Here is a 12,159-nt window from a genome sequence, read left to right as displayed (position 1 = left end):
AGCCCTATGACGCAACGCAAGCCGGAGTGGCTCAAGATCAACCTTGTTTCAGGATCAGAACTAGCCAGCTTTAAAGAGCTTAAGCAAACCATGCGCACGAAGACGCTACATACCGTTTGTGAAGAAGCAAAATGCCCCAACATTCATGAATGCTGGGCAAGCGGTACAGCAACTTTCATGATTTTGGGTGATATATGTACCCGTGCCTGTCGGTTTTGTGCAGTAAAAACTGGACTACCAACGGAGCTGGATACAGCTGAACCAGAACGTGTAGCAGAAGCAGCAGAACAAATGCGTTTGAAGCATGTCGTTGTTACTTCCGTTGCTCGTGATGATTTGGCAGATGGAGGCGCACAGATTTTTGCCGATACGATTCGTGCGATTCGTCGTCGACTGCCATTTGCCTCCGTAGAAGTATTGATTCCTGATTTTATGGGGAACTGGGATGCGTTAAAAGTGGTCATGGACGCAAAGCCTGACGTACTAAACCACAACATTGAGGCGGTTCGCAGGATGTCAGATCGCGTACGGGCAAGAGCCAAATACGATCGGACGCTGGAACTGTTGAAAAAGGCGAAGGAATTCCAGCCGAGCATTCCGACCAAGTCCAGCCTGATGATTGGTGTAGGGGAGACAATGGAGGAAATCATCGAAACGATGGATGACCTGCGTTCTGTCGACGTCAACATCATGACAATTGGCCAGTACTTGCAACCGACCAAGAAGCATTTGAAGGTAGAAAAGTTTTACCATCCAGATGAATTCGCTCACTTGAAGGATGAAGGCATGAAACGTGGCTTTAGTCACGTGGAGTCAGGTCCATTAGTACGCAGCTCGTATCACGCTCACGAGCAGGCGAGTGCCGCAAAGGAAACGATTGCGAAAGAATCTATGCCAAAAGCGCAATAATAAGTAACCCCCTCAACCGCCCATACGAGCGGAAAAGAGGGGGTTTTTCACTACATGGGGGAGAGGGCTTTAGCGACTGGTTGTAGCTTTGTGAGTTGACACGTTATGGGATGTTCCACCCATACGCTTGATAAGCGTATCAATGCTTTTCGCATCTTCTGTACGCGCTGTACTCACGTTGCTGGAGCGGCTTGCTACACGAGCGATTTCTTGGATGTCATTCGGATTATCGGTAACATACACTTTGTAATAGCGTGGTGAAACCGATTCGGCGTTCATTTTTGCCTGTTTTTTCGCTGTGTGCGCATCTGCTCCTTGTGTGTGCACACCTACAAAAACTTCTTTATCCGTTACCAAGACCGTAGAACGCTGAACGCCAGGGCAACTTGCAGTGACATTCCCTACAGCTTTTGCCAATGCATCACGGTCTACGTAGACGTTTGTTACACTGGCGGTTTTCATATGCTGACGGTCAGTCTGCGCATAGCCCATGTGTGGCATTCCGGTTTGCATGACTCCTGCTCCACCGCGGTTCCAAGCATGCTGTTGATAAATGGAATGGTGTCTTCCGGTCGGAGTATTGTAAACACCTGCTGTACCCATACCTGCTTTATGATCCGTAAAGGCATTGTACGGTCTCATACCGCTTGTGTAGGCGTTGTAGTTGTTTACATTTGCATGTGGATAGGCACCATTTGGATATACACCATAGTTAATCCCAGCATTGTTTGTCAGACCCATGCCATTACGGACGTGAAGTCCATCACGTGTTCCGTCATAGTTGCGGGTATGAAGCCCGTCGAAATTAGTGGTGCTTGTACCAGTGTAATTACGAGTGTGATGATACCCGTCGATGTTCGTCGAGCGCATGCCATCGTAGTTACGGACGTGCATTCCATCAAAATTTCGAACGTGCGGAGCAGACTGGTACGACATCGTCTTGTTCGGATGCGTGTAATTAGGCGCAGCATTATTTGCACAACCAGAAGCCAAGAGCACAATACCTGCAATTGCAGGATACAACCATGTCTTTTTCAATGGTAACACCCCCTACACGATAGAATGTCCAAAGGGACAGGTCAGTTATCGTGGGAAATTTAGCTCATGTTGCGTGAAATATGATAAGATGGACGTAGTATACATGCGTAAGGAGGAAGCGAGTTTGATTCGCACGCAAGCCGGTACTTATGAAGTCATGGAAGTAAATCGAGACGGCTGGAACCTTGAAGCGTTCAAGGAGCGCTATAGCGATATCCTCGACAAGTACGATTATATTGTAGGGGACTGGGGCTATGGTCAGCTTCGTCTTCGTGGGTTTTATACTGACGCTAATCGCAAAGTACCGTTCGAGCAGCGGATCGCCGCTTTGGATGAGTACCTGCATGAGTTCTGCAATTTTGGTTGTCCGTACTTCGTTTTGCGCAAGGTAAAAGCAAACGTTGGCAACGGTGACGACCAAAGCGGGCAAGACGAAGCTGCCTTTGATGTCATCATTGATATTCGTCAGGACATTCCCCGTGAAGAGGGTGGCTCTTCGCCCTATGTAGAACGAAAAGAGCGCAGACGCTATCACCCGCGTCAAAATAAACAGGATCGCCAGAACAATGCTGGTGCTGATCGTAACGGGGCGGGGAGAAACGAGCGCGGGGAGAAGCCAAAGTTTCAAAAGGATCGACCCGATAAAAACGGCAAGGATGCCAACTCACGAGAGCGCCGTCCCAATCAATTGAAACCCAATCGCGAACGCGATAAAGTCCCAACAGGACCAAATACACCAAAGCGTGATTCCTAAAAATGAATCAAAATAACCGAAGCATAAAAAAAGAGCCCTGTATCTCAGGGCTCTTTTCGTTTCTCGATCTAAAAACCACCGGGTCCGCCGAAACCACCGGGTCCACCGAAACCACCGGGTCCACCAAAACCACCGGGTCCACCCCAACCAGGCCAGCCCCATGTGGGCCAATAGCCAGGCCAGCATGTATTGCATCCCCACCAAGGATATGGTTGTGGGACGACAACGACTTCAGGACCTCGTCTTCTACGGAAAAAGACTGGATGTGCCTGATCTTCTGGAATGTATCGAAAATCCTGGTCTGCTGGGTAATAGGGAGGTTGGTCATATTGTGCAGGAACAAATTGGTTTTGGTCGTATTCGTTTGGATCGTATTGAGTTTGATCATATTGAGTTTGATCGTATTGGTTTTGGTCGTATGAGCTTTGGTCGTATGGATAAGATTGCATGATGCGAATCGCACTCCTCTCGTTATCTGTCTGTGCATCTGTGCAGTAGCAGTATACGAGGCATACGCCTGTAAGGAGCATTGTCCAGCAGGAAATGGGCGGGGGCTACAAATAAAAAAAGGAAGAGCCCGCAATCGCTCTTCCTTTGGTAATTAAATGGCTGCTTCCAAAAATGCTTTCAATTCTTCTGCTTCACGCTCATTCAAGTTGAACGCGAATTCCAGATAGCCTTCTTCTTCCAGATCATCATGTCCAATAATAGCGGAGCGTCCATTTTGAATATTAATGACAATCGCCTTCCCATAAAAACGGTTGGTCGTTGTAATCGCGAGGTCAAAACGCGTAGCTTCGCCTGTGAAGCTGACAAAGCGCGTTCGAGTATCCTCAGCTTCGTCGTACAAGTAGAACAAATCATTTGCCATATAAGTGTCCCTCTACTTCCATAAAAGATTTGGTTTGTGTTCGGTATTGTGTACAGCGCGGACAAAGCGAATGGTTTTGGTTTTGGCACGCATGACGATCGAATGAGTTTCCACCATATCATCACCGAGATAGCGCACGCCTTGCAACAGCTCTCCATCAGAGACACCCGTTGCTGCAAAAATGGCGTCGTCCCCTTTGACCAGATCGTTCAGCGTCAAGAGCTGCTCCGGATTGACGAGCCCCATTTTGATGCAGCGCTCGCGCTCGCTGTCGTTTTGCGGCTTGAGCTGGGCTTGCATGTCGCCACCCAGGCACTTGATCGCCGCAGCACTGATCACGCCCTCTGGCGCACCACCGATACCCAGGAACAGGTCAATCCCTGTATGCGGCAGACAAGCAGCAATCGCAGCACCCACATCGCCATCTCCAAAAAGCTTCACTCGCGCACCCTTTTCACGAATGGCGTCAATAATCGCCTGGTGGCGGTCGCGTTCCTGAATAATGACGGTCACATCTTGCACGCGCTTGTTGTTTGCTTTTGCTACAACCTCTATCATTTTATCCACGGGATCGTAAAGGTTGATTAGTCCGGCAGCTCGCTTGCCGACGGCCATTTTCATCATGTACATGTCTGGTGCATGCAACAGTGTACCACGGTCGCCAATGGCGATAACAGACATGGCATTGTTGTGACCCTTGGCGACAATCGTCGTTCCTTCAAGCGGATCAACCGCCACATCTACCTCAGGACCGCCTGCTTCCGGGTTACCGAGCTTTTCACCGATATAGAGCATGGGGGCCTCATCCAGTTCACCTTCGCCAATGACGACGGTACCCCTCATGTTGATCGTGTCAAACATGGCGCGCATGGCGCTGGTCGCTGCTCCATCTGCTTCATTCTTTTTCCCGCGTCCCATCCAGTGAGAAGAGGCGAGTGCAGCCATTTCCGTTACCCGCACAATTTCCAGAGCCAATTCGCGTTCCACAGTGTGTTCCTCCCCTTATGCTTGCCGGCAAAAATTCACCCCATCATTGTAACATAAAGTGAACGATCAAAAAGTCGTCTTTTCAGCACCAAAAGACGAACGTGATTCGTGACAGGTCGTACAAATTTGGTATACTGAGGGATGAAAAGAGGTGAAACCGGTGAGCAATTCCTATTTGCAGGAAGGGGAATTGGTGCTTCTCGTCCTGGTGCTAACATTTGTGTTTACCGTTTACTACTCAAAACGCAAATCAAAAAAGCGAAAGTAAGGAGAAATATATGTACGACGTGAATACAAAGCGAATCGACCAAGTATTGGAACATATGTCTCGTATGCTTGATCTGTTGGACAAGCTCAGCGAACGAGGAGCCAAAGCCGTTTTGGCAGATGAAGTTGCTGTTGCAGCGATGGAGCGAGCCCTGCACTTGTCTATCGAAGGAATAGTGGATGTCGGAAACGCGCTGATCGACGGATTCATTATGCGAGATCCAGGCAGCTACAGCGACATCGTGGAAATTTTGCGGGATGAGCAAGTCATCACGGATGAACAGGCTTTGATCCTGACACGTGTAACTGATTTCCGCAAGCACCTGGTCAATGATTATACAAGTGTGCCGGTCAATGAGATGTACAGCCTGGTAGAAGAGGCTGCCGGTACCATTCGTCAGTTTGAGCCACAGGTGAGAGCGTTCCTGAAAAAAGAACTGTTTTAAAAAGTGCTTTCAATCTATCACCAACGTAGCGGATATTTTATACAAAAGACTTTCGTTTGTTTACTAAAACGTCTTCATCCACTACAATAGGGAGAAAGGACGGTGATACGTATGACAAACGAAGGAACGTCCACTCGTGATCAAATCCTGCACATGCTCAAGGTCAAAGGTTCACTCCCTGTCAGCGACATGGCCGTCGAGCTAGGGATTACGGAAATGGCGGTTCGACGTCATTTGAACACCCTGGAGAGAGATAATTTGATCAAGTCTACGCTTGTTCGCCAAGCGATGGGGCGCCCAACGAATGTTTATTCATTGTCGCAGGAAGCAGACGAACTGTTCCCGCGCAATTATTCTCATTTGACATTAGATTTTTTACAGGACATAAAGGAAATCGACGGTTTGTCCAAAATAGAGATGCTATTTAGACGCCGCGAGAATCGCTTGGAGGAGACTTATCGCTCCCACATGCAAGGTGACTTGGAAAATCGTGTAGCCAAGTTGGCCGAGCTGCAAAACGATAAAGGATACATGGTGGAATGGGAAAAGGACGAAAATGGAGACGGTTATCGGATTCAGGAGTTCAATTGCCCAATCTCGCAAGTAGCCCGTGAATTCAACCAAGCGTGTAGCTGTGAGCTTTCCTTGTTCCGCCGGGTTTTGAATGCCAATGTCGAGCAAACCACGTGCATGGCAAAAGGCGGAGACAAATGCGTGTTTCACATCAAAGAAGCGAAATAAGCTAGCCATAACGAAAGTCCACTCGAGTTGGGTGGATTTTTTTCTTTTGTTTACAAGATTTCCACGGCACAGGATTCGGTTAGGGTCCTGTGTCTTTTTTTCTATACTCAGGCAGGCATTAAGTACCTTTTTGCTCCATTCTAGCAATCTTAATGTTGGTTTAACGTTTTCTTTATGTTGGACATCTACTATTTATGGTGTAAAGAAACAACAAAACACACAGAAAAACAACGGAAAGGCGGGGGTATCAGGTTAATATTGGTAATTCGTATGGGCGTCGTGACGAAAAACAGATGAGGAGAGATCCGTAATGAAAAAAATGGTATCAAGTATCGCTGCTTCTGCCATCTTGTTGGGTGGAATTCTGCCAGTCGTTGATTCCGCTCATGCAAAAGAAAACTTTTCTAAGAAAAAGATGACGATGACCTTTGACGTGATCAGTGACATCCAAGGAGACCTCCGAGATTTTGATCACGTTTTGCAAGACATCCATGAGGAAAATCCAAAGTCCGAAGCGCTGATCATTAACGGTGATATTACTCCTCGCGGTTACGATTTTGAATATCAAGCCGTGCAAGATGTGCTCGATAAAAATCCTCATCCTGAAAACGTGTGGTACAGCATCGGTAATCATGAGTTTTATGTGCCGAAGTGGAAAAATCCCCAAACGCTTGCACAAAGTAGCTGGCCAAACGGCACAACGGAAGAAGAGTTGTTCGATAACTTTTACCAATTTAGCGGAGAAGACAAAGTCTATCACCAAAAAGAAATCAATGGATATCCCTTTCTCTTCCTCGGTACAGAAAAATACATGAAATACCACGATCCAAAATTGTGGGATGAAGTATACATGAGCGACGAGCAACTGGATTGGCTGAAGGATAATCTGAAGCGTTATAGTAAGAAGGACAAGAATAAGCCCATTTTTGTATTCTCCCATCATGTGCTCCCGGACAGTATCTCGGGCTCCAGACAAAATCCATACAAGAACGATTACCTGAATGTGGACAAGCTCCTTGACATCTTGAAAGACTATCCGCAAGTTGTTTTCTTCTCAAGCCACACCCATTGGGACCTGAACCTGCCGGACTGGGCAGGCAAAAAGAAAGTCAAAGGCGGAGACAAACGCGGCTTTACCGTCGTAAACACGGCTGGCATTGAAACGGGATGGATGTCAGCCGGTCCAGACGGGGGCGAAAAGGTCACGCCGGATGGAGGGGCTTTCAAGCAAGGGCTGCGCTTGCAAGTGTACGGTAATGATGTCGTCATCCAAGCATATGACTACCAACACGACAAAGTAATTAAGAAGCTCGGCATCCGTAATGGAAAAATCGAGCAGTTGCCGCCGGATGTACAGGCGGATGATGATAATAATGTGCTTGTCAACGCGACGCAATATATGGAGTACGCAGTTGGCAAGCAAAAAAACTGGCGGGATTTTGATCCCGAAAATCCACCGACATTTCCAGGAAACCAGGTCGTGTATGTCCGTCATAAAGGGGAAATGAACCTGGAAGACGGCACGCCAATCATGGTCAAATTCAAAAAATAACGGGACTGACGTGGATTGTTCGGCTGGTTAGAATTGTGGCGATGAGAGAAAGAGACGATTTAGACAAAAAGCAGGAAGCGGTGGAAGACCGTTTCCTGTTTTTTTGCGATAGGAAGGACGAAGGTTTACACTAAGAGGGGAGAGCTTGTACAACCGGCTTACGACAACAGATGGGAGATGGACCAAAGTGAAGCAATATAAAGGCTACTTGCTTGATCTGGATGGGACGATTTATCGGGGAAAAGAAGCGATTCCGGGAGCCGCAGCATTCATCACCCACTTAAAAACACATCAGATTCCGTATTTGTTCCTGACCAACAATTCTTCAGCCTCTGCACAGCACGTCGCAGAACGGTTGGTAGCAATGGGTATAGAAGCACAGGCTCGGGACGTGTATACCACAAGCATGGCGACCGCTACCTATTTACGAGAGCAGGCACCAGCGGGTACACGCGTCTACGTGATTGGAGAGGCAGGCTTGCATGATCAGCTGACGGATGCAGGCTATGTGATTACAGAAGAAGATCCGGCTTATGTCATTGTCGGGATTGACCGGGCTTTTACATATGAAAAGCTGGCGATCGCCGCGCGCGCGATCCGTGCAGGAGCCACTTTTATCGCTACAAATGCAGATGCAGCCCTGCCAACGGATGCCGGTCTGTTCCCCGGCAATGGTTCACTGGTGGCAGCCGTCTCAGTTGCGTCGTCGACCAAACCAATCGTGATGGGCAAACCAGAGTCTATCATCGTCCGTTACGCGCTGGATCAGCTTGGTACTGCTGCGGCAGACACGCTGATTGTCGGGGACAATTTATATACGGACATTGAGGCAGGTGCCAACAGCGGCTTGGACAGCCTACTTGTTTTGACAGGCTATTCCACACGCGAAGAAGCAGACAAGCATCACGCTGCGCCTACCCATATTGCGGCAGATTTGCCTGAATGGCAGCAACGAATCTCATTATGATTCTGCGCATTCCTCCTGCTGCTTCTGGCGGTGGGCAATACGACTGGAGGCGGCGGCTGCGACCGCACCGACGAGGTCGTCCAAAAAAGTATGGACACCATTACGCTTGTCGTTGAGATCGGCGAGCTTGCCGTGCTTTAGCTTGTCTACATAACCAAAGTTGGTGAATCCGATGCTCCCGTATAGGTTGACGATGGCGAGGGCGAGTACCTCGTCTATACCATATAGAGGCTCATCTGCTTCAATAATCGCCTGAAGCGGAGGCAGTAGCTGCTTTTGTTCGGCGAAGATGTCGAGTTGAATCCCGGTCAGTAACGCGTTTTGGACCTCGCGTTTTTTCAAGACAGCAGCAACACTGTCCAGACAAATGTCCAAGGTGATGTCCGGGATGTATTTTGACTGTAGGAACATGACAATTTCAGCAATGTCGTTCATACTGACTCCTCGTTTTTCCAACAGCTCAATCACGAAGTCCAGACAACTCTCGCTATTTAGTGGATGCTCACCCATGCTTGTCGTTCCTCCTTTTTAACGTGCGTGTTCAGAAAGCCGACTTTTCAGCCACCGGAAAGTCGGCATGAATGTATCTAGTATCTGCATACAGATAGGCACCTATCCCGATCTAACGACATACAATGCCAGAAGAGCAGTATGCAAGGAGGGTGAACGACTGTATGGAAGAAAAAGAGCTTCTTCAGGAGAAGTACGGATTTGAACTCCAGGGATATCGCACGACGGGGGCAAGCAAGGTACTGGAAACGGATCGAGGCCTTTACTACTTGTTCGAGGCGCCAGCCGGATATAAATACAAAAGCAAGTTTATTGAGAAAGTAAAACAGCATTTGAGTCAACAGCAGAACATTCGCTTGTTAAAGCTGGTGAACACAACAAGCGGGCAGGCTCACATCGTTGATGATGAGCAGCTTTACTATTTATACAGAGGCGTGCGGGAAGCGGTACCCGACAATCCATATTATGCCAGTGGCCAATCACTCGCACAGTTCCACCTGGCCACGAGTGATTTTTCATCTGACAAGATGTTTATCCCCTTTAGCTCTCTTGGCAACTGGCCGAGCACGTGGCGCAAAAAGCTACGGAATTTTAATGAGTATCGGGATGAGATGGATGAGGAAAATGTAGAGCTCGCGCCAATGGATGAATATTTGTTGACTTGCTTCACGTACATTACTCAGCTCGGTGAATTGTCCGTTCAATATTTGTTGGATGCTGGATACGACAAAGTCGTGAAGGAAACAGCTAGTCTCGGGAAAGTAGCCTACCAAAATTTTGATCAAGGGTATATGCTATGGAAAGAGAAGGATGTACGTCTAATGGCAGGTGAATGGAACTGGGTTCTTGATATGCGCACTCGTGACGTGGGGCAGTGGATCAAAGCCGAGACAAAGCGAAACGGCTGGAATGAAGAGGCTGTGACCAGCTTTCTCGACGGCTACAACAGCGTGTCTGCTCTACAGCCAGATGAATATGCCGTGATTTTTGCGCTCATGCTCTACCCAGGCAGGTTTTTGAAGCTCGTGGAGACCTATATGGAGTTGCCGGTAGAAGAGCGTCAGGAAGTCAACATTCAAGCATGGCAAACGCAGTTGGAAGACGAGCTAACCAAAATGGAAGAAGGACTTCGAAAGTACCCGCTATTCATTGCACGGCATTATGACGTATCCATTCCACAAATTGATTGGTTGTGGAGGAAAAAAGATGAGCAAGCAACAAGTTTTCGTTACGAGGAAACTCAACCCTGAAGTGATCGCGATGCTTGAAAAAGTAGCTCAGGTCGAGCAATGGACAAAAAATACGCCGATCCCGCGTGAATTGTTGCTGGAAAAGATTGAACATGTAGATGCCGTCTTGACCATGCTGACAGAACGAGTGGACGAGGAATTTTTGGCGTGTACAAAACGACTCCGCGTCGTGGCGAACATGGCGGTCGGTTACGACAATATTGATTTGGAAGCGTGCAGACGACACGAGGTCATCGTAACCAACACGCCCGATGTGCTGACAGAGTCTACAGCCGATTTGGCTTTCGCTTTATTGATGGCAACAGGACGCAGATTGACGGAAGCCAATCGGTTTTTATTGCAGGGGGAATGGACATCGTGGAGTCCGACCCTCATGGCTGGGCAAAATGTATATGGCTCGACTCTCGGGATTATTGGGATGGGGCGAATTGGGGAAGCGGTTGCGAGACGCGCCAAAGGATTTGGCATGCGGATTTTGTATCACAACCGGAATCGCAAACCGCAGGCTGAGCAAGAGACAGGAGCACGGTATGCTGATTTGGCGGAGCTTCTGCAAGAGTCCGATTACGTCATTCTGCTTACACCACTGACAGAGGACACACGCATGTTGATGGGGGAAAAACAATTTTCGCTCATGAAAGAAACGGCTGTGTTTATCAATGTTTCTCGTGGTGGGACAGTCGATGAGTCCGCACTGTACCAAGCGTTGGTAGATAAAAAAATTTGGGCGGCAGGTCTGGACGTTTTTGCGGTCGAGCCTGTCCCGATGGATAACCCGCTCTTGCGACTGCCGAATGTAGTCGCATTGCCACATATCGGTAGTGCAACTATGCAAACGAGGGCTGAGATGGCGAGGCTGGCTGCTGCTAATATCGTAGCGGTGCTAAGTGGAAGGGGACCACTAACTGCCGTATGAACACGTTCTTTGTTTTGATTTCAGGACTCTTCACGCTTCTCTTGATTGCAGCAGTAGCTGTTTCGTTTCACGTAACCTGGCGCTTGACGCATCCTGTACGAAAACCGATTCACATGGAACCCCGAGATTATGGAATCGAACAGGTGGAGCCCGTTGCTTTTTCGAGCAGGGAAACAAAGATTTCGTTGGCTGGATGGTACTTGTCCGCAGAAAAAAATGGGCGGGTTTCGAATGGAAAGACGCTGGTCTTTGCTCACGGGTACAGTCAAAACCGATTAGAGCCACACTTGCCAGCATTGTCTCTGGCGGCAAGACTGGTTCAAGCTGGCTTTGATGTATTGATGTTCGACTTTCGCAATGCAGGGGAGTCCAGCAAAGCACTGACGACGATTGGTCTTCGAGAACAGCAAGACCTGCTTGGGGCCATCGATTTTGCAGCAGCGAAGAATCCGGAGCACACACTCGGTCTCGTCGGGTTTTCTATGGGGGCGGCAACCTCCTTGATGGTGGGCGGAGTGGATGAACGCATCACTGCGATTGTGGCAGATTCACCGTTCTATTCCTTGCGTGAATACTTGGCTGAGAACTTGCCGCAGTGGACGGGCCTGCCCCGCTTTCCATTCAACTGGCTCATCCTTACCTTGTGTCCTGTTTTGCTGGGTGCCAACCCGCGAGATGTCAATCCGTATCAGGCAGTCCAGCAAGCGAACAAACCGATTCTTTTTATACACGGGACAGGTGATACGACGATCCCACTGGTTAATAGCGAACGACTCTTTGAGCTGACCCAGGACGAAGATTCCGAGATTTGGATCGTACCGCGAGCGGGTCACGTCCGCAGCTATGCGTTAGTTCCTGAGGAATACGGGAAGCGCGTCATTGCTTTTTTGGAAAAAGGAAGGGAGAAGGGGAAATGAAAAAAGCAGCTACGCGTTTGCTGTAGCTGCTTTC

Annotated in this window: 14 protein-coding genes; 10 read left to right on the top strand and 4 right to left on the bottom strand. The window is 48.6% G+C overall.

Annotated features, from left to right (window positions below; genetic code table 11):
* The first annotated feature begins 6 nt into the window (after window positions 1–6).
* Window positions 7–909 carry a lipoyl synthase gene (gene lipA / locus AB432_RS24705; protein WP_017251375.1) on the top strand — a complete coding sequence of 301 codons (903 nt, stop codon included), beginning with the start codon at window positions 7–9 and terminating at the stop codon, window positions 907–909.
* A gap of 69 nt (window positions 910–978) precedes the next feature.
* On the opposite strand, the gene AB432_RS24700 is transcribed toward lipA, so the two are convergent.
* Window positions 979–1,956: a YhcN/YlaJ family sporulation lipoprotein gene (locus AB432_RS24700; RefSeq protein ID WP_053079625.1), complete on the bottom strand. Its 978-nt coding sequence runs from the start codon at window positions 1,954–1,956 to the stop codon at window positions 979–981.
* 79 nt (window positions 1,957–2,035) lie between these two features.
* Here AB432_RS24700 and AB432_RS24695 point away from each other — a divergent pair, with 79 nt between their 5' ends.
* On the top strand, window positions 2,036–2,701 hold the full coding sequence (locus AB432_RS24695; protein ID WP_048034540.1) for a YutD family protein: 666 nt from the start codon (window positions 2,036–2,038) through the stop codon (window positions 2,699–2,701).
* A gap of 208 nt (window positions 2,702–2,909) precedes the next feature.
* The gene (locus tag AB432_RS30905) at window positions 2,910–3,152 is read left to right on the top strand and encodes a hypothetical protein (protein ID WP_201265905.1); all 243 of its coding nucleotides are present in this window, start codon (window positions 2,910–2,912) and stop codon (window positions 3,150–3,152) included.
* Between the two features lie 150 nt (window positions 3,153–3,302).
* Here AB432_RS30905 and AB432_RS24685 read toward each other — a convergent pair whose 3' ends face one another.
* Entirely contained in the window at window positions 3,303–3,572 is a 270-nt protein-coding gene (locus tag AB432_RS24685) for a DUF3055 domain-containing protein (RefSeq protein WP_048034538.1), read from the bottom strand.
* A 12-nt stretch (window positions 3,573–3,584) separates the two neighbouring features.
* The gene (glpX, locus tag AB432_RS24680) at window positions 3,585–4,559 is read right to left on the bottom strand and encodes a class II fructose-bisphosphatase (RefSeq protein ID WP_048034537.1); all 975 of its coding nucleotides are present in this window, start codon (window positions 4,557–4,559) and stop codon (window positions 3,585–3,587) included.
* A gap of 278 nt (window positions 4,560–4,837) precedes the next feature.
* On the opposite strand from glpX, the gene AB432_RS24670 reads away from it, so the two are divergent.
* The 4 genes from AB432_RS24670 (at window position 4,838) to AB432_RS24655 (ending at window position 8,532) form a co-directional block, all read left to right on the top strand.
* Entirely contained in the window at window positions 4,838–5,272 is a 435-nt protein-coding gene (locus AB432_RS24670) for a DUF86 domain-containing protein (protein WP_048034536.1), read from the top strand.
* Between the two features lie 111 nt (window positions 5,273–5,383).
* A complete protein-coding gene (locus tag AB432_RS24665) occupies window positions 5,384–6,013 on the top strand; it encodes a helix-turn-helix transcriptional regulator (protein WP_007715773.1) in 630 nt (209 codons plus the stop codon).
* Between the two features lie 310 nt (window positions 6,014–6,323).
* Window positions 6,324–7,565: a DUF4073 domain-containing protein gene (locus tag AB432_RS24660; RefSeq protein ID WP_048034535.1), complete on the top strand. Its 1,242-nt coding sequence runs from the start codon at window positions 6,324–6,326 to the stop codon at window positions 7,563–7,565.
* Window positions 7,566–7,752: 187 nt separating this feature from the next.
* On the top strand, window positions 7,753–8,532 hold the full coding sequence (locus tag AB432_RS24655) for a TIGR01457 family HAD-type hydrolase (protein WP_048035953.1): 780 nt from the start codon (window positions 7,753–7,755) through the stop codon (window positions 8,530–8,532).
* Here AB432_RS24655 and AB432_RS24650 read toward each other — a convergent pair.
* Window positions 8,527–9,042 carry a phosphatidylglycerophosphatase A family protein gene (locus AB432_RS24650; RefSeq protein WP_048034534.1) on the bottom strand — a complete coding sequence of 172 codons (516 nt, stop codon included), beginning with the start codon at window positions 9,040–9,042 and terminating at the stop codon, window positions 8,527–8,529. The genes AB432_RS24655 and AB432_RS24650 overlap by 6 nt on opposite strands.
* A gap of 164 nt (window positions 9,043–9,206) precedes the next feature.
* Between AB432_RS24650 and AB432_RS24645 the strand changes: the two genes are divergently transcribed.
* From AB432_RS24645 to AB432_RS24635, 3 genes are read left to right on the top strand one after another with little or no spacing between them, the layout of a single operon-like run.
* Entirely contained in the window at window positions 9,207–10,292 is a 1,086-nt protein-coding gene (locus AB432_RS24645; protein WP_048034533.1) for a protein kinase family protein, read from the top strand.
* Entirely contained in the window at window positions 10,249–11,208 is a 960-nt protein-coding gene (locus tag AB432_RS24640) for a 2-hydroxyacid dehydrogenase (protein ID WP_048034532.1), read from the top strand. Before AB432_RS24645 ends, AB432_RS24640 begins: the two co-directional genes overlap by 44 nt.
* The gene (locus AB432_RS24635) at window positions 11,205–12,125 is read left to right on the top strand and encodes an alpha/beta hydrolase (protein ID WP_048034531.1); all 921 of its coding nucleotides are present in this window, start codon (window positions 11,205–11,207) and stop codon (window positions 12,123–12,125) included. Before AB432_RS24640 ends, AB432_RS24635 begins: the two co-directional genes overlap by 4 nt.
* The last annotated feature ends 34 nt before the right edge of the window (window positions 12,126–12,159 follow it).

The sequence above is a fragment of the Brevibacillus brevis genome, from assembly GCF_001039275.2.
In the GTDB taxonomy this organism is placed as follows: Bacteria; Bacillota; Bacilli; order Brevibacillales; family Brevibacillaceae; genus Brevibacillus; species Brevibacillus brevis_C.
Note: the sequence above shows the minus strand (reverse complement) of the source record. Positions and strands in the feature narration are given on the sequence as shown.